13 protein-coding genes are annotated in these 19,661 nt (G+C 71.5%); 5 read left to right on the top strand and 8 right to left on the bottom strand.

The features are described from left to right. The first annotated feature begins 5 nt into the window (after window positions 1-5). Window positions 6-3,689 carry a GH116 family glycosyl hydrolase gene (locus GCE86_RS08475; RefSeq protein WP_204342189.1) on the top strand — a complete coding sequence of 1,228 codons (3,684 nt, stop codon included), beginning with the start codon at window positions 6-8 and terminating at the stop codon, window positions 3,687-3,689. A 166-nt stretch (window positions 3,690-3,855) separates the two neighbouring features. Next, a complete protein-coding gene (locus GCE86_RS08470) occupies window positions 3,856-4,854 on the top strand; it encodes a LacI family DNA-binding transcriptional regulator (protein ID WP_154226425.1) in 999 nt (332 codons plus the stop codon). 69 nt (window positions 4,855-4,923) lie between these two features. Here GCE86_RS08470 and GCE86_RS08465 read toward each other — a convergent pair whose 3' ends face one another. The 3 genes from GCE86_RS08465 to GCE86_RS08450 all read right to left on the bottom strand — a co-directional run bounded on the left by GCE86_RS08465 (window position 4,924) and on the right by GCE86_RS08450 (window position 9,320). Continuing rightward, the gene (locus GCE86_RS08465; RefSeq protein ID WP_154226424.1) at window positions 4,924-6,558 is read right to left on the bottom strand and encodes a fucose isomerase; all 1,635 of its coding nucleotides are present in this window, start codon (window positions 6,556-6,558) and stop codon (window positions 4,924-4,926) included. Beyond that, window positions 6,555-8,093, bottom strand: coding sequence for an FGGY-family carbohydrate kinase (locus GCE86_RS08460; protein WP_154226423.1), 1,539 nt, complete (start codon window positions 8,091-8,093; stop codon window positions 6,555-6,557). Before GCE86_RS08460 ends, GCE86_RS08465 begins: the two co-directional genes overlap by 4 nt. A 540-nt stretch (window positions 8,094-8,633) precedes the next feature. Then, window positions 8,634-9,320, bottom strand: a complete 687-nt coding sequence (locus tag GCE86_RS08450; RefSeq protein WP_154230399.1) for a DUF2306 domain-containing protein — start codon at window positions 9,318-9,320, stop codon at window positions 8,634-8,636. A gap of 168 nt (window positions 9,321-9,488) precedes the next feature. Between GCE86_RS08450 and GCE86_RS08445 the strand changes: the two genes are divergently transcribed. After that, window positions 9,489-10,502, top strand: a complete 1,014-nt coding sequence (locus tag GCE86_RS08445; protein ID WP_154226422.1) for a LysR family transcriptional regulator — start codon at window positions 9,489-9,491, stop codon at window positions 10,500-10,502. Here GCE86_RS08445 and GCE86_RS08440 read toward each other — a convergent pair. From GCE86_RS08440 to GCE86_RS08420, 5 genes are read right to left on the bottom strand one after another with little or no spacing between them, the layout of a single operon-like run. Beyond that, complete coding sequence (locus GCE86_RS08440) at window positions 10,385-11,167, bottom strand: serine hydrolase (protein WP_154226421.1); 783 nt, start codon at window positions 11,165-11,167, stop codon at window positions 10,385-10,387. The genes GCE86_RS08445 and GCE86_RS08440 overlap by 118 nt on opposite strands. After that, window positions 11,164-12,786, bottom strand: a complete 1,623-nt coding sequence (locus GCE86_RS08435; protein ID WP_154226420.1) for an N-acyl-D-amino-acid deacylase family protein — start codon at window positions 12,784-12,786, stop codon at window positions 11,164-11,166. Before GCE86_RS08435 ends, GCE86_RS08440 begins: the two co-directional genes overlap by 4 nt. Beyond that, complete coding sequence (locus tag GCE86_RS08430; RefSeq protein ID WP_275587145.1) at window positions 12,786-13,550, bottom strand: amino acid ABC transporter ATP-binding protein; 765 nt, start codon at window positions 13,548-13,550, stop codon at window positions 12,786-12,788. The genes GCE86_RS08435 and GCE86_RS08430 overlap by 1 nt, the downstream gene beginning before the upstream one ends. Continuing rightward, entirely contained in the window at window positions 13,547-14,485 is a 939-nt protein-coding gene (locus tag GCE86_RS08425; RefSeq protein ID WP_244317231.1) for an amino acid ABC transporter permease, read from the bottom strand. The genes GCE86_RS08430 and GCE86_RS08425 overlap by 4 nt, the downstream gene beginning before the upstream one ends. Window positions 14,486-14,493: 8 nt before the next feature. After that, window positions 14,494-15,381 carry an ABC transporter substrate-binding protein gene (locus GCE86_RS08420; RefSeq protein ID WP_204342190.1) on the bottom strand — a complete coding sequence of 296 codons (888 nt, stop codon included), beginning with the start codon at window positions 15,379-15,381 and terminating at the stop codon, window positions 14,494-14,496. Window positions 15,382-15,784: 403 nt separating this feature from the next. On the opposite strand from GCE86_RS08420, the gene GCE86_RS08415 reads away from it, so the two are divergent. Both GCE86_RS08415 and GCE86_RS08410 read left to right on the top strand, forming a co-directional pair. Further along, the gene (locus GCE86_RS08415) at window positions 15,785-16,474 is read left to right on the top strand and encodes a hypothetical protein (protein WP_154226419.1); all 690 of its coding nucleotides are present in this window, start codon (window positions 15,785-15,787) and stop codon (window positions 16,472-16,474) included. A gap of 235 nt (window positions 16,475-16,709) precedes the next feature. Further along, window positions 16,710-19,586 carry an ATP-binding protein gene (locus GCE86_RS08410; RefSeq protein WP_239542685.1) on the top strand — a complete coding sequence of 959 codons (2,877 nt, stop codon included), beginning with the start codon at window positions 16,710-16,712 and terminating at the stop codon, window positions 19,584-19,586. Window positions 19,587-19,661: the final 75 nt, after the last annotated feature.

Here is a 19,661-nt window from a genome sequence, read left to right as displayed (position 1 = left end):
CACCCATGGCAGACCAGATGAACGACCAGTGCTGTCCCGGCAACGCCTGCGGCCCGAACCGCCGGCAGTTCCTCACCCTCTCCCTCGGGCTCACCGCCGGCACCGTGCTCGCCGGCTCCCGGGCCGAAGCCGCCGCCGCCCTCGGCGTACCCGAGGATCGGCTGATCGGCGTACCGGTCGACAAGGCGCTGCCGCCCGACTGGTCCGCGGCGCTGTACCGCCGGGACGAGCCCACCAGCTACGCCGGCGCCGACCTGCGCTGGCTCGGCATGCCGGTCGGCGGTGGCGCCACCGGCCAGCTGTACCTCGGCGGCGACGGGCGGCTGTGGAACTGGGACATCTTCAACCGGCCGGCGGCCGGCACCACCGACGTCGGGTACGCGAGCCCTCGGCAGCCCGCCTCGCCCGTCCGGCACGGTTTCGCGCTGCGGACCCGCGCTGGCGGGCGGGTCCAGACCCGCGCGCTCGACGCCACCGGCTTCGACCAGGTGCGTTTCACCGGGCAGTACCCCATCGGCACCGTCCGGTACTCAGCCGCCGACGCTCCGGTCGAGGTGACCCTGGAGGGGTTCTCGCCGTTCGTACCGCTGTCGGTCGCGGACTCGACGCTGCCGGCGACCGTGCTGGTCTACACGCTGCGCAACACGTCGCACCGGACGGTGGACGCGACGCTGCTCGGCTACGTCGAGAATCCGGTCTGCCTGGACACCAGGACGCAACGCGGGATCACGCTGCGGTCGACGGCGTTCGGCGACCGGTCGCTGCGCGGAGTCCGGTTCTCGGCCGCCGAGCAGACCGAGACGGCCGACCGCCCCGACGTCGTCTTCGAGGACTGGGAGCGGGACACCTACGAGGGCTGGACCGTCGAGGGCACCGCCTTCGGCGCCGGCCCGGTGCTGGTCTCCGAGATACCCGACTACATGAAGGGCGGCGGGCCGCTCAACGCGACCGGACAGCGACTGGTCACCTCGCACGACTTCCGCGGGGCCAACGGCGACATCGGCCGGGCCGACGAGCCGACCGGCAAGCTCACCAGCGCCCCCTTCACGGTCTCACGCAAGTCGATCCGGCTGTCCATCGGCGGCGGCAACCACCCCGGCCAGGCCTGCGTCAACGTGCTCGTCGACGGCGCGGTGGTCGCCACGGCGACCGGCCGCAACGCCGAGGCGATGCACAGCGTCTACCTGGACGTCTCCGCACACCAGGGGAAGTCCGCGGTCATCGAGATCGTCGACGCCCACACCGGCGGGTGGGGGCACGTCAACGTCGACCGGATCGTGTTCACCGACGTGGCACCCCGCCCGGAGATCGTGTTCGAGGACTGGGAGCGCGACACCTACGACGGCTGGACCGTCGAGGGCACCGCGTTCGGCGCCGGCCCGGTGCAGGTCTCCGAGGTTCCGGACTACATGAAGCGCTTCGGCGATCTCGGCGCGTCCGGGCAGCGGTTCGTGACCTCGCACGACTTCCGCGGCTCCGGCGGCGACACAGGCCGGGCCGACGCGGTCACCGGCAAGCTGACCAGCCGGCCGTTCACCGTCGAGCGCCGCTACGTCAACGTGGCTGTGGGCGGCGGGAGCCACCGCGGCAGCACGTGCGTCAACCTCCTGGTGGACGGCGTTCTGGTGGCCAGCGTGGCCGGCCGCGACGCGGAGCCGGTCAGCGTGGCGACGATGAACGCCTCCGCGTACCAGGGGCGCACGGCGGTGATCGAGGTCGTGGACGCGGACACCGGCGGGTGGGGGCACGTCAACGTCGACCGCATCGTGTTCAGCGACGTGCCGACGGACACCCGGCCGCTGGACCAGGTGCCCGACAACGGCACGCTCGTCCTCGCCGCGCTCGACGCAGGCGCGGTGACGCGCCCGTCGCTCGCCGGGTGGGACAGCCTCGACGAGGTGTTCGCCTCGGAGGCCGGCCCCACCGAGGTGGACGGCTCGCTGGCCGGGCAGGCCGGGTCGGTGAGCGTGGCGGTCCGCCTCGCACCCGGCCAGAGCCGCACCGTGCGATTCGTGCTCGGCTGGCACTTCCCCGTGCCGGACCGCGTCTCGCTGGGCTTCCTGCGCGGCTCGGACAGCCTGCGCCGGCACTACGCGACCCGGTTCGCCGACGCCCGCGCGGTGGTGGAACACATCGCCCACGACCTCGACCGGTTGGAGGCCGACACCCGCATCTGGGTGAAGACCTGGTACGCCGACGCCACCCTGCCGCACTGGTTCCTGGAGCGCACCCTGGCGCCCGCGTCGACGCTCGCCACCAACACCTGCTACCTGTTCGACGACGGGCGGTTCTACGGCTGGGAGGGCGTGTACTGCTGCCCGGGCACCTGTGAGCACGTGTGGAACTACGCCCAGTCCATCGCCCGGCTCTTCCCCCAGCTGGAACGCGACACCCGCAGCCGCGTGGACCTCGGCATCGGATTCCACCCGGACACGGGCCAGATCGGCAACCGCGCCGAGGCCGACATGGGCTGGGCCACCGACGGGCAGTGCGGCACCATCCTGCGCTGCTACCGGGAACACCTCACCGCGCCGGACGACACCTACCTGCGGGTGAACTGGTCCCGGCTGCGGCGCGCGCTGGAGTGGATCATGGAACACGACGTGGGCCCGGACGGCACGCTCGACGGCCCGCAGCCGAACACGCTCGACACCACCTGGTACGGAAAGATCGCCTGGATCACCGGAATGTACGTCGCGGCGCTGCGGGCGGGCGCGGCGATGGCCGACGAGGTGGGCCAGCCCGAGTTCGCCGACCGGTGCCGGGTCCTCGCCGATTCCGGCAGCCGGTACCTGTCCACGGAACTCTTCAACGGTGAGTACTTCATTCAGGAGGTCGACCCGGCCCACGCCGATGCGATCAACAGCAATCGGGGGTGCCACATCGACCAGCTCTTCGGGCAGAGCCTCGCCGGTCAGCTCGGGCTCCCCCGTGTCGTGCCCGCGGAGCAGGCCATCAGCGCCCTGGAGAGTCTCTACCGGTACAACTTCACGCCCGACCACGCCGACTACCGGGAGGACAGCGTCATTCCGGGCGGCCGCTGGTTCGCGATGGACCACGAGTACGGCATGCTGATGACCACCTGGCCGCACGGTGGCGCCGACACCGCGGCCGGGAACCCGGCGAGCTGGGCCGCGATGTATTTCAACGAGGTGTGGACTGGCCAGGAGTACCAGGTCGCGGCACAGATGCTCCAGGAGGGCCTGGTCGAGGAAGGGCTCACCCTCACCCGGGCGGTGCACGACCGGTACGCCGCAGGCAAGCGCAACCCGTACAACGAGATCGAGTGCGGCGACCACTACGCCCGCGCCATGGCCAGCCACGGTGTCTACCTCGCGGCCTGCGGATTCGAGTACCACGGCCCCCGCGGCCACATCGGGTTCGCGCCCCGGATCAGCCCCGACAGGTTCGCCGCCGCATTCACCGCGGCGGAGGGGTGGGGCCTGTTCCAGCAGGAGCGCCACGGCGGGCACCTCACCGGCACCATCGAGGTCCGGTACGGCCGCCTCCGGGTATCCAGCATCGCCCTGGCGGTGACGCGGTCCCCGGCACGGGTGACGGTACGTCTGCGCAATCGCACCCTGCCGGTGCGTGACTGGTCGTGCCGGGACGGGCGCATTCTCGTTACCTTGGACGCCGAGGTCGTGGTCGGTCGGGGCGACGCCATCCAGGTGATGCTCAACGGCTGAACGTGTCGGCGCTCGACACGGCCCGTGTCGAGCGCCGGCGCGGACGCCCGTGACTAATCCGTCACTTTCCGCCCGTAAGATGCCCAGTCCCCGCACCGACGCCGGTGCGGGGATCGGGCACCCGTTCCCGGGCTTGTCATCGTAGGAATCCACCGGATGGAGGCGAATGGCGACGATCTACGACGTGGCGCGGCAGGCTCAGGTCTCCCCCGCGACGGTCTCGCGGGTGCTGAACGGCCGCACCACCGTCGATCCAGTCATGGCCGCACGCGTGCACCAGGCGATGCAGGACCTCGACTACCGCCCCAACGCGGTCGCCCGTAACCTGCGCCTGAGCCAGACCAGCCTCTGGGCGGTCATCATCTCCGACATCGGCAACCCCTTCTTCACCTCCATGGTGCGTGGGGTCGAGGACGTCGCGCAGAGCGCCGGCTACTCCGTGGTCCTGTGCAACACCGACGAGGACCCGGAGAAGGAGTCCCGGTACATCGCGGCGGTCCTCGCCGAACGTATGGCCGGCGTCATCATCTCCACGTCGGGCCGCTCGACGGTGATCAACCGGCTCCTCGAGGCCCGCATCCCGGTCGTGGCGATCGACCGTCAGCTGCGCGGCGTCACCATCGACACGGTGCTCGTCGACAACGTGCACGGTGCCGGGCTGGCGACCACGCACCTGCTCGACAACGGCTATCAGCGGGTCGCCTGCATCACCGGCCCCCGCCGGATCTCCACGGCCGCCCAGCGGCTCCGGGGCTACCAGCGCGCGCTGCGGGAACGCGGACGGGAGGTCACCGACGCCCTGGTGCGGTACGCGGACTTCCGCGAGGAGGGCGGCTACCGGGCCATGGCCTCGCTGCTCGACAGCGACAACCCGCCCGACAGCGTCTTCGCCACGAACAACCTGATGACCGTGGGCGCCGTGGAATGCCTCGTCGACCGCGGCATCCGGGTGCCGGACGAGGTCGGGGTCGTCGGATTCGACGACATTCCGTGGGCACACCTGGTCCGGCCGTCGTTGAGCACCGTCTCGCAGCCGACGTACGACCTGGGACGCGCCGCCGCCGGCCTGCTCACCGAGCGGATCGCCAACCCGTCGCGGCTGCCGTCGACCGTCACGCTCAGCACCGGGCTCCAGGTGCGCGACAGCTCCACCCGCCCGAGCTGACCGTCTGCCGGCACGCGGGCCCGGCGACCCGGCCGGACTTGCGGACCGGCCGGGTCGCCGAGCGCCAACTCAAAGGTTGACGTCGCCGCAGAGGTGCACCTGCACGCCGAGTTCGGCGAACATGGCGGCCTTCACCCGCAGTGTCCGGTCGGCGGTCTCCGCGTCCGGCGCGTAGGCGACGTTCACGTGGTTGGCCTTGTGGCGGGCCATCAGCTGGTCGCGACCGACCCCGTGCAGCACGGCATGCATGATCGGCCACTGCGGGTTCGTGGCCTCCAGCCGGCGCCGGGTCTCCTCCTCCGGAAGCTCGACGACGGTCGCGCGGCCGAGGTCGACGTGCAGCCCGCCGTCCATGATGAACACCCGGGACCAGACGATCTCGCCTGGCTTGGAGACCCCGCTCAGGGTGCCGCCGCCGAGCGGGAAGAACATCGGCGGCTGCCGCATGCTGTACGACTTGTCGTACCCGCCGTGGTGCGACGCCGGCACCGAGCCAGAGATCTCGAACACCCAGACGAAGTCGTCGCCGTAGGTCTCCCCCCACCGGATGTCGTGCAGGGTGGTGGCCGGGTCCAGGCCCATGGCGGTCCAGATGCGGTTGGTGATCAACGAGTCGACGGCCACCCCCTCGTCGACCTCGTTGAAGTGCGGCAGCGGCGCGCCCGCGTACAGTTCGCGGCTGCCGTCGCGGCTGCGTACCGGTGGCCGCTGGACGTTGTTGAGCAGCCCCTCGGCCAGGTCGCTGGCCGGGACGGTGTCCTTCAGCCCCTGCTGGTACTGGATGCCGACCGCGTCCAGGCCGAAGTCGTCGGCGATGCGCAGAGCGGCGATGTACATCTTGAACTGGCTCGTCAGCTGGGCGTCGGTGAGCTCGGTCGCCTCGTCGGTGCCGGTGTGGAAGGTCAACCCGGCCTCGTCCAGCCAGCGGCGGACCGCGTGGGCCTCCTCGTCGGGGACCCGTGCCATCTCGGCGACCAGCGCACTCTGCGACAGCCGCTCCTTGTAGATGCCCAGCGGGTTGATCAGTTCGTCGTCGAAGATCGCGTTGTACATACCCATGCAGCCCTCGTCGAAGACGCCGATGATGGCCTTCTCCCGGGCCAGTTGCGCCGCCAGGGCGCGACCGAGCTCGACCTCCGCGTCATCCGGCAGGGTGGACAGATCGCGGACGTGACTGGTGTCGTGGCGCAGCTCGCCGGTCTCCAGCCAGGTGCGCAGCCCGCTGACCGCCCAGTCGTCGGTGAAGTCCCGGCTCCACAGCGCGGAGTGCGCCACGCCCGCCTTGGTGAGGCTCGCCGTGAGGTTGAGCAGGCCGACCAGTCCCGGGAACTCGCCGCTCCAGTTGGCCACGATGAGGATCGGTCCCCGGTGGCTGCGCAGGCCGGCCAGGACGTGGTGGCTGTACTGCCAGACCGCCTCGACCACGATGAGCGGCGCGTCGACCGGGATGCCCTTGAAGACCTCGATCCCGGCCCGCTGGCTGTCGATGAAACCGTGGCCCTTGTCCGGGTCGAACGCGTGGCCACGCTCGACCTTCCAGCCGAGCGCGTTGACCGCGGCCGTGAGGTCGGCCTCCAGCTGCTGCTGAGTGGGCCAGCACGTGACGTTCGCGCGGGGCCGGAGATCGCCACTGGCCACCGTGTAGACGGTGCCGGGCGCCGCGACGGGCGGCTCGGCCAGCACGGGCAGCGGGTAACGGGTCATGGGGCGACTCCTTCGGTGCGTGGGGTGTCGCTGACCGCCGGCGCGCCGGCGGCCATCAGACGGTCCTGACGTGCAGCGAGCGCGTGCGCGACCCGCTTGGAACTCGTGTACAGCTCCCGGTACAGCTCGTAGAGCTCGTCGTAGTCCGCGGCCAGTTCGGCCCGGGGCTGCCGGATCTCCTTGACGGGGTTCCATGCCTCGATCGATGCGGGCCACCCGGTCCGCGCGGCGAGGAACGCCGCTCCGTAGCTCGCGCCGATGGTCTGCGACGGGATGACCTGGGCACGCCCGGTGACGTCCGAGACGATCTGGGTCCACAGCCCGCCCTGGGTGCCGCCGCCGACCGCCACGACCCGTCGGATGTCGCCACCGCTCGCCTCGATCGTCTCGATGTTGTGGCGTACGCCGAGCGCGGTCGCTTCGAGCGCGGCGCGGTACAGGTCCCCGCGCGTGTGCGAGACGGTGAGGCCGGCGACGAAGCCGCGGGCCCGCGGATCCAGGATGGGCGTGCGCTCCCCCGCGAAGTACGGGAGCAGGAGCAGCCCCTGCGCGCCCGGGCCGGAGGCCTCGGCCAGCCGGAGCAGCTCGGGATAGTCCGGTGAGCCGAACAGCTCGCGGAGCCACGCCGTGATCGCGCCCGAGGTGGCCAGGCCGCCGGCGAGGTTCCGCGTCCTGGGCAGGGCGCCGACCGTGCCCCACAGCGACGGGTTCGTCAGGCGGGCCGTGACGGTGTGGACGAGGAACATGGTGGTGCCGTACATCAGCATCAGGTCGCCGACGCCTTGGGCGCCCACGCTGATCGCCTCCGACCAGGCGTCGATGGTGCCCGTGATCACCGGGACGCCCGCCGGCAGGCCGGCCTCCGCCGCCGCGCGCGAGGTCACCGTCCCGGCCACCTCGCCGGGCCAGCGCAGCGGTGGCAGGTCCAGGTCGGGTGCGATCTCCGTGGCCCACGGCGCGTACCAGTCCTGGCTCTCGGTGTCGTAGAGCGGTGTGCACTGGCTTGCGGAGTGCTGGTCGAGCACGTAGTGATCGGTGAGTTTCCACGCGAGCCATGAACTGGGCATGAAGAGCCGTCGGGCCCGGGCGAAGAACTCCGGTTCGTTGTCGGCCACCCAGGCCACCTTGGCGCCCGCCGCCTGGCTGGACAGCGCCGAGCCGCACCGGCGGAGGATCTCCTCCGCGCCGAAACGCTCGGTGAGGCGGGCGATCTGCTGGGTCGAGCGGGTGTCGACGCCGTAGAGGATGGCCGGACGCAGCGGGATGCCTGCGGCGTCCGTCAGCAGCACGCACGGTCCCATGCCGCTCACGCCGACGGCGACGACGTCGGCGTCGCCCGGTGCGAGGAGCTCCCGGCTGAGCGCGACGAACTCCTGCCACCAGACGTCGGCGTCCATCTCCACCCAGCCCGGTCGCGGGCGGCTCACCTCGTGCGACCGGGTCGCCGAGCGAACGACCCGGCCGTCGGTGTCGACGAGGACGCCCTTGCTGCTCGATGTGCCGATGTCGACGCCCAGGACGGCCGCAACCTTCATGGCGCCACTGTTTCAGCAATCGATTTCCGAATCAAGACCGATGCGTCCGCGTCTTCCCCTGTCGGGTGCGAGCATGCACGCTGGCATGCTGTCGTATCGCCTGGTAAACGCGGGTGCTGGCACGGCCAGAGGTGATCGGCACCGGTGGGAAATCGTTAACTCACTACGGCTCCGGACACGGTGGAGCGGCCGATCCTCACGATGCAGACAGGCGTCGTCGCATGCCTGGCTGCCCTACCGGGTGCCCATGGCAGAACCAGGCTGGGTCGCCCTCAGCGGCGGCTCAGGTGACACCGCCTTGGCGCGGTGCTGCAACATGCGCAAGCTGCGGGCCACCCGGTGCTGGACGAGGAGGAGATGGTGATCCTGGGCTGCGCGCTCGACGCCTTGGTGCCGTAGTGGATCGCCGCCGATTGGGCCTTCCAGCAGCCCCGTTACCTGGGCCGCGACGTCTCCTGGTAGGACTGGCTCACGCTGCCGCGCGCCTCGTGACGCCTCCCAGGCCGCGCCCGGATCGCGTCCGAACACCTCGCGTCCCCATCACTGGCTGGCAACCACGCCGGCGGGAGCGTCGGCGAGGATCTGGATCCTCCGGGTCGGCTTGGTCAGTCGCCCGCGCAGCGCCCATTCGACGACGGCCAGGTTGATCACCCACCCGGCGAGCATCAGCAGTGCCCGGCCGACCCCGCTCGGCTGGCCGACCAGCAGCATCCAGGGAAGGTGGGTCAGAACCTGGGTGCCCGCACCGAGACCGATGGCATAGCCGCGGGCCATCCAGGCGCGGTGACGGGGAATGTCCCGCCGCCGGATGGCGGCGAGGCCGAGGACGATGCAGCAGAACATGGCCGTACCGAACACGAGCCGCATCGGGGTCACCAGCACGTGGTCGATCGGCGGTCGGGGATAGAACAGCGTCATCCACAGGCCCGACAGCGCAGCGGCGAGCCCGCACGGGATCAGCAACCGTCCGGCGAGGCGGTGCCAGCCGGGCCGGCGGCGCCGGAGGCCGGGGGCGAACTGGAACGCCCCGACGAGGCAGTACAGGCTGGCGCCGACGATGTGCACCAGCACGGGTACGGGCGAGGCGAAGAACCGGGCGTTGTCCGAGGTGACGGCCGCACCGCCGGCGAGTTCGGCGGTCCGGGCGGCACCGGCGATCACGGGAACCGCGCTGAGCAGGATCAGGCCGGCGGGTACCAGCCACTCTCGCTTGGCCGAGGAGGTCATGGTAGATCCCTTCATCCACTGGCCAGCCGGCCATGGCACGCGGTGTACGTCGTACACCCAGGGATGACGTTAGGGTGTACGCCGTACACCGTCAAGAGGCGCGCTACGGTGTGGCCACCGCTTCCCGGGGACGCGGGCCGGGTCCTGACCCTGGGAGGCAACCCGCCGATGTTCAACACCGCACGCCTGCAGGTCATCCTGGAGATCGCCCGCCACGGCACCATCGTCGCCGCCGCGGAGCGCCTTGCGCTGAGCCCGTCCGCGGTCTCCCACCAGCTCGCCGCGTTGGAGCAGGAGGCCGGTGTGGCGCTGGTGGACCGGGGGCCGCGCAGCCTGCGGCTCACCGTCGCGGGCCAGCGCCTGGCGGACTACGCGCAGCAGATCTCCGATCTGATGTCGGCGGCCCGCGACGAGCTGTCCGCACACGGCGAGGGCCGCCAGGGAATGCTGCGGATCGGGTTCTTCGCCACCGCCGGCACCGAACTGCTGCCGCGCGCCCTGTCGAGCTTCACCCGGGACCATCCGCAGGTCGAGCTGGCGCTGATCCTGGGGCAGCCGCACGAGCTGCTCCCCCGCCTGCATCAGGGTGAGCTGGATCTGGTGGTGGTCTTCGACCACCCGCTGAGCCCGGCTGAGGAATCGCCGTACGCGAAGGTCGAGCCGCTGATGGTGGACCCGCAGCTGGTGGTGCTTCCTCCGGATCATCCGCTCGCCCGCCGGCGGCGGCTGCGGCTCGCCGACCTCGCCGCCGAACCGTGGATCACCACCCTCGGCGTGCAGGGCGAGGTGTCGGTGCTGGAGCTGGCCGCGCGGGCGGAGGGCTTCGCGCCGCGGATCCGCTGCCGCAGTGACCATTACGAGGTGGTGCTGGGCCTCGTCCGGGCCGGTGTCGGGGTGGCGCTGGTGCCGTCGCTGGGCCTGCGCAACCCGGGCGAGGTGGCGGTGCGGCAGCTCGCCCACGCCAAGCTGTACCGGGAGATCGGCGTGGCGCTGCGTTCCGGCAACCCCAACCCGGTGGTCGGCAGTTTCGTCGAGCGGCTGCGCGGCGCGGCGGCGACGCTGAGTCAGGAGTTGTCGGAGCGGTGGGGTCCGGCGAGCCGGTCGACTGTTGCACCCCAGCGGCGCAGTTCGGCGACGGCGGCCCGCTCCTCCCCCGGCGGGAACGCGGCGATCACGGCGTAGACGACGGTGTGCCGGCCGGACACGATGCCGGTGTCGGCGCGTACCCCGGTGTCGGTTCCGGTTTTGTTCTCCACCCGGACGCCCTCGCCGGACCAGGGGTCGTGGCCGATCGAGTCGGCGACCATTGTGCGGTCGGTGTTCCCGGCGAGCCAGCCGCGCAGCAGCTCGCACGCCTGCGGGCTCTGCCAGGTCCCCTTCGCCACGTCGGTGAGGAAGGCGCAGAGTTCTCCGGCGGTGCCGGTGGCGAAGGTTTCCGGCACGCCGGGGCCGCGTTCGGCGCGGATCCGGTCGTGCACGGTGGTATCGCGCAGCCCGGCGTCGCGGGCGAGGTCCTGCACGGCGCCCAGGGTGACCAGTCGCAGCAGGGCGTTGGTGGCGGCGTTGTCGCTGACCGTGGCGACGGCCGTGGCCAGGTCGGCGACCGTCCACCATCGGGGTGACAGCTGGCCGAGCAGGCCGGTGCCGCCGAGCGCCCGGTCGGCGTCGAGCAGCTCGACCGGCTGGTCCGCGGCGAGGGTCCGGTCGGCGAGGCGGCGGGCGACCTCGGCGAGGAGCAGCACCTTGCCGACGCTGGCCAGCGGCAGGATCAGGTCGGGGTCGGTGGAGAGGGTGTGGCCGTCGTCGAGGCGCCGCACCATCGCCCCGATGCGCACCGCCGGGCTCATGGCCGCCCCGGCATGCCGGCCTGCCGATCGGGTACGGCCAGCACCCGGCCCGGCCGCGCGTCGGTGACCTCGCCGCCGCCCACGACGACCCGGCCGCCGACCAGCACGCACCGCACCCCGTGCGGCGGAGCGAGGGGATCTTCGTAGGTGGCGCCGTCGGCGACTCGCTCCGGGTCGAGGACGACCAGGTCGGCGGCGTACCCGTCGGTAAGCAGCCCGCGGTCGCGCAGGCCGAAGCGGGCCGCGGGCATCCCGGTCATCTTGTGCACCGCCCCCGGCAGGTCCAGTAATCCCACGTCGCGAACGTAGTGGCCGAGCACCCGGGCGAAGCTGCCGGCCCACCGCGGGTGGGGGCGGCCCCCCTTCGGTACGCCGTCGGAGCACAGCATGGTCAGCGGGTTGGCCAGGACCCGGCGGACGTCGTCCTCGTGCATGGAGTGGCTGAGGATGGTGACGTCGCCGTGTTCGGCTGCAAGGAGGTCGCAGGCGTAGTCGACGGGGTCGACGCCGTGCGCGGCGGCCAGGTCGGCGATGGTGTGCCCCTGGGCGTCGGGGTTGTTCGGGGCGGAGGCGACGCGGATGAGGTCCCAGCCGCCGTTGCCGACGGTGTTCTCCCAGCCGGGAACGCCGGCGAGCAGGTCGTGGCGGATCCGGTCGCGGACCGCAGGGTCGGCGGCGGCGGTGAGCATGGCGGGTACGCCGTCGGCGATCAGCCAGGGCGGCAGCATGGCGTGCAGGGCGGTGCTGCCCGCGGTGTAGGGGTAGACGTCGCAGGTGACGTCGAGCCCGTCGGCGCGTGCCTGTTCGAGGCGGGCGAGGGTGCGGACGGTGGCACCCCAGGCGCGCCGGCCGGCGGTCTTGTGGTGGGAGACCTGCAGCGCCGACCCGGCTGCGGTGGCGATCTCGATGGCCTCTTCGAGTGCGGCTTCGACGTGGGACATCTCGTCGCGCAGGTGGGTCACGTACGGCTTGCCGTGTGCGGCCGCGACCCGCGCGAGGGCGATGACCTCGTCGGTGCCGGCGTTGACGCCCGGGGAGTAGATGAGGCCGGTGGACAGGCCGGCGGCGCCCGCGGCGAGGGCCTCGTCGAGCAGGTGGCACATCGCCTGGATCTCGGCGGGGGTGGCCCGCCGTTGGGCGAAGCCGATCACGGCGGCGCGCAGCGTGCCGTGGCCGACGAGGGCGGCGAGGTGGTTGCGCCGGGCCACGCTCTGGGCGTCGGCGAATTCGGCGAACGACCCGTACGCGGACGCGGGTGGCCCGAACGTGGCGGCGATCAGTTCCCGCACCGGTCCGGCGCGCTCGGGCGGGACCGGGAAGGGGCTGATGCCGCAGTTTCCGCAGATCTCCGTGGTGACGCCCTGCAGCAGTGGCGCGCGGCGCAGCACCTCCCGCTGGTCGTCGTCTCCGGCGAGCAGGTCGGAGTGGGTGTGTACGTCGATGAAGCCGGGCGTCACGGTGAGGCCTGTCGCGTCGATGACCGTCTCGGCGGGAGTGCGGCTGTCCGGTGGCACCAGCACGAGCCGCCCGTCGCGAACCCCGACGTCGGCGGGGCGCGACGGCGAGCCGGTGCCGTCGATCACGTCCCCGCCGGTGACCAGCAGGTCCAGCCGGGCCATCAGAGCACCTTGGACAGGAAGGCGCGGGTACGGTCGTGCCGCGGCGCGGCGAGCACCTCCCGGGGCGGGCCCTGCTCGACGATCAGGCCCTCGTCCATGAAGACGAGGTGGTCGCCGACCTCGCGGGCGAAGCCCATCTCGTGGGTCACCACGATCATCGTCATGCCGCTGGCCGCGAGGTCCTTCATCACCTCCAGCACCTCCCCGACCAGTTCCGGGTCGAGCGCCGAGGTCGGCTCGTCGAAGAGCATCAGCTTCGGCGACATGGCCAGCGAGCGGGCGATGGCCACCCGCTGCTGCTGGCCGCCGGACAGGTGCGCCGGGTAGTGGTGGGCGCGGTCGGCCAGTCCGACCCGGTCGAGCAGGTCGGCGGCTCGCCGCCGCGCGGCGGCGGCGGGGACGCCCTTCACGGCGACCAGGCCCTCCATCACGTTTTCCAGGGCGGTGCGGTGCGGGAACAGGTGGAAGCGCTGGAAGACCATGCCGATCGACTCGCGCTGGCGGCGCAGCCGGGCGTCCGGCAGGGGCCGCAGCCGGCCGCCGCGCTCCTCGTAGCCGATCAGTTCGCCGTCGACGTAGACGCGGCCCGCCTGCGGCTCCTCAAGGTGGTTGAGGCAGCGCAGCAGGGTGGACTTGCCGGAGCCGGACGGGCCGACCACGCAGACCACCCGGCCGCGTTCGATGGTCAGGTCGATGCCGCGCAGCACCTCCAGCCGGCCGAAGCTCTTGCGCAGGGCTCGGCACTGCACCATGGGCGGGGTCATCGGGCGCTCCCGGTGAAGCGCAGGTTGCGGGTGATGCGCCCGCGCAGGGTTCCCGGCGCGGTGGTGCCGAAGCCGCGGCTGAAGCGGCGTTCCAGGTAGTACTGGCCGACGCTGGCGACGGTGGTGAGGACCAGGTACCAGAAGGAGGCGACGATGAGCAGGGCGATCACCTCGAAGTTGGTCAGGTAGAGCCGCTGGGCGACGGTGAGCAGGTCGGCGCCGGCGATCACCGAGACGAGCGAGGTGGTCTTCAGCATGGAGATGAACTGGTTGCCGGTCGGCGGGACGATGATCCGCATCGCCTGGGGCAGCACCACCCGCCTCATGATCTTCATGCGGGACATGCCCAACGCGGCCGCGGCCTCCTGCTGGCCGGGGTCGACCGCGCGCAGGCCGGCCCGGACGATCTCGCTCATGTAGGCGCCCTCGTTGATGCTGAGCCCGAGCAGCGCCGCGACGAACCCGGTGACCAGGGTGTTCGTCTCCCAGGTCATCAGCTTCGGGCCGCCGAACGGCACGCCCAGCCCGACCTCCGGGAAGATCAGCGCGATGTTGAACCAGAAGATCAGCTGCACCAGCAGCGGCGTGCCACGGAAGAACCACACGTAGGCCATGGCGCCGGCGCGCAGGACCCGGCTGTCCGAGACCTGCATCAGCGCCACGACGACGCCGAGCACCACACCGATCGCCATCGACGCGACCGTGAGCTGAACGGTGACCCACAGCCCTTCCAGGATCACCCGGTCGAACTGGTACTTGACGACGATGTCCCAGTGCAGGTTCGGGTTGATCGCGATGGTCCAGGCCAGCCAGGCCAGGACCAGGGCGGTCAACCCGGCGGCCAGCCAGCGCCCCGGCCGCAGCGGGTGGCTGATCCGGTTCACCTCCGGGCCGGCGGGCCCGGCCGAGGCCGGGCCCGTGGCGGTCGTATCCACCGGTGTACTCACTTCTGGTCGTTGACCGTCGCGGCCTGCACGCCGCTGCCCTGCACGCCCCACTTCTCCAGGAGCTTGGTGTACTCACCCGAGTCGATCAGCTCCTGAAGGGCCCGCTGGACGGCGTCGCGCAGCTGGCTGTCCTTCTTGTCGATCGCGATGCCCCACGGGCCGGCCTCGTACTGGGCCTCCAGCACCTCGTACTTGCCGCTCTGCGTGGCCAGCATCTTGGCCACCGGGTAGTCCACGATGGTGGCCACCGCGCGCCCGGCGTCGATCTGCAGCAGGCCGGTCGGGGCGTCCTCGCTCTGCGAGATCGTCATCTTCTTGGCGCACGAGGTGTTCTGCTTCTCGCCGATGGCGAGGTTCGAGCTGCCCTTGGCGAGCACCACGGCGCGGCCGCACAGGTCCGCCAGGTCCTTCACCCCGGCCGGGTTGCCCTTGGCCACCATGATGGCGCCGCCGGCCTGGAAGTAGTCGACGAAGTCGACGGCCTTGCGGCGCTCCTCGGTGTCGCTCATCGAGGACATCGCCAGGTCCCACCGGTCAGCCTGCAGACCCGGGATCAGGCCGGGGAAGCTGGCGTTGGTCATCTCCAGCTTCAGGCCGAGCCGCCCGGCGATCGCCGCCGCCAGCTCCGGGTCGACGCCGATCAGGTCCTGGGTCCCCTCCTTGTACATCTCCATCGGCGGGTAGCCCTCGGCGGTGGCGACCCGCAGGACGCCCTTCTCCTTGAGGGCGGCCGGGACCAGGTCGGCCGCCTTGGCGTCGGCGGCGGCCGAGGCGGAGGCACCGGCCTGCGGCGTCTGGCCGCTGGTCGAGCGGCCACAGCCGGCGACGGCGAGTGAGAGTGCGGCGAGACCGACGACAATGCGAAGCGCACGCTTCCTGACCACCGGAAACCTCCTGCCTGAGACGATGGCGGGGACCCTATCCGGGTTCAGGCAGCATGAACAGCCCGAATGCTTTGCAGGGTGAGCACCTAACTGTTCGATGCTCGCAGCGAAGCGGGCCACGGACAGCCGGCCCCCTTCGTCACGCTCGACTCGAGGCGGAACAGCGCAACCGCAGGCACGTTCGACGGTCGCCGCGGGATAAATGCCCGCGATGACCGACCGGTGGTCCAGAGGGCAGAGTCGAAAAAACCGGGCTCCGCCGTCGTAAGACGCTCAGCCCCCTGCTGCCGGGTCGACTACACGGCCAGTAACGCGTCCACCGATCGACGATCTAGCGCAAGGTCCGCTCGACTGGTCGAATGGGAGACTCCGCTGGCACCTGACAATTCAAGGAGTTCAAGGCATGGCAACAGATGCCCTCGACGGACCGGTTCCGGAAGCAGCCGTACCTGGGCAGCGAGTCCTCGACCTCCTGGACAAGGCAATCGCCGTGCAGAGCCCTCTGGTGCGCAAGAACATCGCCCGGGCCCGCCAGCGGAACCCGGAGGCCACACCGGCAGACGTGATCCGCAATCTGGAGCGGATGTACATCAGCGCCTTGACCGGAACGGGTGCCGCAGTCGGAGCAACTGCAGCGGCGCCCGGCGTGGGCACGGGCGTTGCACTGGCATTGTCAGCCGGCGAGGCCCTCTCATCCCTTGAGCTGAGCGCGCTCTTCGCGCTCTCGATCGCCGAAGTCCACGGAGTCCGCATCGACGAGACCGAGCGCCGACGGACGATCGTCATGGGAATCATGCTCGGCGGATCCGGCTCTGCCACCATCGGCAAGGTCGCCGAGCGTACGGGGCAACACTGGGGACGTCAGGTCGTCGCCAAGGTGCCTGTCCAGACGTTGCGTCAGATCAACGGGATCCTGGGAAAGAACTTCGTCACGAAGTACGGGACCAAGCAGGGAATCATCGTTCTCGGTCGAGTGGCACCGTTCGGTATCGGCGCTGTGATCGGTGGTGGCGCCAACGCTGCCCTCGCCACTCTGGCTGTGCGGGCCGGTCGTCGTGCCTTTGGCCCGCCCCCGACTTCGTGGCCTGACTGACCGCGCTCGGGCCCGCGCGACACCGCAACCGCCGAGCGACGTCGTCACCCCGCCGGCGGCCCGCGCGGTCGACACCCGTCGGTAGGCGCTCGAGCGCGGGGCCACGTTCGCCGCGCTGCCACTTGCGGCCGAGCAGCGAGAAGAGAGATCATCACGCATGCTCGACCCCTCGCCAGAGGACGACCGGACGTCACCGACCGTTTCCACGCCGCATTTCGTGGGTCGTGACCGCGAGATGACGGCGCTTCGGGGGGCCCTGGCCCGGCCACCGGCGATCGTGCTGGTGGAGGGCGAGGCGGGCATCGGGAAGAGCCGACTGCTGCGGGAGTGGTTGGCCGCGCCGGACCAGCACACCGCCCTGGTCTCGGTGTGCCCACCGCTTCGCGAGTCGCTGACGTTGGGGCCGGTCGTCGACGCGTTCCGTGGGATCGACCGGCCGGTGTCCCGGCTGCGGCTCAGCGAGCTTGCGGGTGCGTTACGGCCCCTGTTCCCGGAGTGGTCGTCGGACCTGCCGCCCGCACTGCCGCCACTGGACGATGCGAAGGCGGCGCGGCATCGCCTGTTCCGCGCCCTGGACGAGCTGCTGCGGGCTCTGCGTGTCGACGTTCTCGTGCTCGAGGACGCCCACTGGGCCGACGAGGTGACCCTGGAGTTCCTGCTGTTCGTCACCTCCCGACAGCAGTCGGACGGGCCGAGCCTCGTGATCTCCTACCGGCCGGAGGAGGTGGACGCCGGGTCGCTGTTGCTGCGGCTGACATCCCGGCTGCCTGCTGGCGTGACCCAGCTGAGGATCGCCCTGGCGCCCATGCGACCCGACGACACGGCAGCGCTGGTGTCCTCGATGCTGGACGGCAATCCGATATCGCAGGAGTTCACGACGTTCATGCACGAGCGGACCGGTGGCGTTCCGCTGGCGCTGGAGGAGTCGGTTCGCCTCATGTGCGACCGTGCCGACCTCGTCTTCCGCGACGGGCAGTGGGTCCGGCTGAAGTTGCGCGAGCTGCAGGTGCCGCCGACGGTGCGCGACTCCACCCGGGAGCGGGTGGGCCGCCTGTCGCCGGCGGCGCAGCAGGTGCTGCGGGCCGCGGCGACGTTGGGTGAGCGGTCGTCGGTGGCCACGATCGCGATGACCGCCGGTCTGTCACCGGATGCGTGTCGAGGCGCTGTCGCGGAGGCGGCCAATGCCGGCATCCTCGACGGAGACGACCGCGGCCGCTGGCGGTTCCGGCATGTGCTGGCCGCCACGGCGGTCTACGAAGCGATCCCGTTGACCGACCGCAAACACTTCCACCTGCTGGCCGGCCGGGCCGTGGAGGACATCGATCCGCCGCCGGTCGCACGTCTCGCCCGCCACTTCCGTGAGGCGGGCGAGACGCAGTCCTGGGCGCGGTACGCCGAGCAGAGCGCCGAGCTGGCCATGGCCTCGGGTGACCACACCAAGGCCGTCGACGTGCTGGTCGACCTGTTGTCGTGGGCGGTGTTGCCGCCGACGGATCGGGCACGAGTCGCGCGCATCGCCGGGGTAGCCGCGCTGGGCCGCCGTGAACCGGTCGACGAGGTCTACCACCGCGTGATCCGTACCTTGCGCTCGGTCCTGGACACCCCCGGACTGTCCGCCCGCCAGCAGGCCGAGATCCGCAACCCCCTCGGCCGGCTCCTGATCACCGGGGGTGAGCCGCAGGCCGCACTCGGCGAGCTGGAGCAGGCGGTGGCCAACCTCGACCACGACCCGGTCGAGGCGGCTCGGGCGATGACCTACCTGGGATGGGCCTATGCGGGGCCGTGGCCCGCGTCGACCCACCGGCGTTGGCTGGACCGCGCCGCCGAACTCGCCGCCGACATCGACTCCCCCGCGGAGCGGCTGAACCTGGCCGGCAACCGGGCCGCGGCGTTGCTCATGCTCGGCGAGGAAGAGGCCTGGGACGTCGTCGCCGGCCTGCCCACCGACGGCACAAGCTCGGCGGAGCGTCTCGACGTGGCCCGCATCCACGCGAATGTCGGGACCGGCGCGCTGATCTGGGGCCGGTACGCCGACGCGGAGGAACACCTCGCCGTGGCCATGGGCCTTGCCGAGGCCGAGCAGGCGTCCCGGTTGCAGCACAACGTCCGACTCGAACAGGCCAACCTGGCGTGGCTCACCGGCCGGTGGGATGGTCTCGCGGAGCGGAGCGCGGCACTCGCCGATGCCGACCGGGACCGGCCGGCGCACTACCTCGGCAGCATTCGCCTCGCGGCCCGGCTGGCCGCCGCGGCCGGACGGCGGCGCGCCGCCGAGGAGCAGTTCCGGCTGGTCCTCGAGGAGTCCGCCCGTCTCGGCGCAGCCGACGACACGATGGAGGCCGCCGCCGCGCTGGCCAGACTGTGGCTGGCGGACGGCAACAGCGGCCGGGCGCTGCAGGTCACGAACGAGCCGATGGACACCGTCCGGAGAAAGGGAATCTGGGTCTGGGCGACGGACCTCGTCCCCGCCCGGATCGAGGCGCACCTCGTCGCGGGCGACGTGAAGGCCGCGACCCGCCTGGGCGAGCAGTTCGCCAGAGGACTGCGTGGCCGTACGGCGCCCGCGCCGCGCGCCGCGCTCGCCGTGTGCCGCGCCCTGCTGCTCGCCGCAACCGGAGACCACGTCCGCGCGGCGACGGCCTACGAGCGGGCGGCGCGCGCCTGGAGCGCGTTGCCGCGCCCGTATGACGCCATGCTCGCCCGCGAGCGGCAAGCCGAGGCGCTCATCGCGCACGGCCGGATCGAACCGGGCCGGGAGCTGCTGGCCGCGCAGTACGAGCAGCTGTTCCGGCTCGGGGCCCGCGGCGATGCGGACCGTGTCGCACAGCGGCTTCGCGAACACGGCGCCGAGGTTCCGCGACTGTGGCGCGGCGGCCGACGAGGGTACGGCGACCAGCTCTCCCCTCGCGAGCTCGACGTGGTCCAACTGGTTGTCGCCGGCAAGACGAACCGGGAGATCAGCCGGATCCTGGCCAAGTCGCCGGCGACGGTGGATCAGCAGCTACGTGCGGCGATGCGCAAGCTGAAGGTGACCTCCCGGACCGCGCTCGCGGTCAAGGCGGTGGAGGCCGGAGTGTTCGCCGAAGAGGAAACCCTCGGCGACGCGTCGTGAAAATTGACGTATCCGCTGGATAGCGAGCGGTCTCTCGTCCGCCGAGCATGACTGCATGATCCATAGCCGTAGGCC

The sequence above is a fragment of the Micromonospora terminaliae genome (assembly GCF_009671205.1).
GTDB classification, from domain to species: Bacteria; Actinomycetota; Actinomycetes; order Mycobacteriales; family Micromonosporaceae; genus Micromonospora; species Micromonospora terminaliae.
The sequence above is the reverse complement of the archived record's forward strand: the minus strand, read 5'-3'. Positions and strand labels throughout refer to the sequence as shown.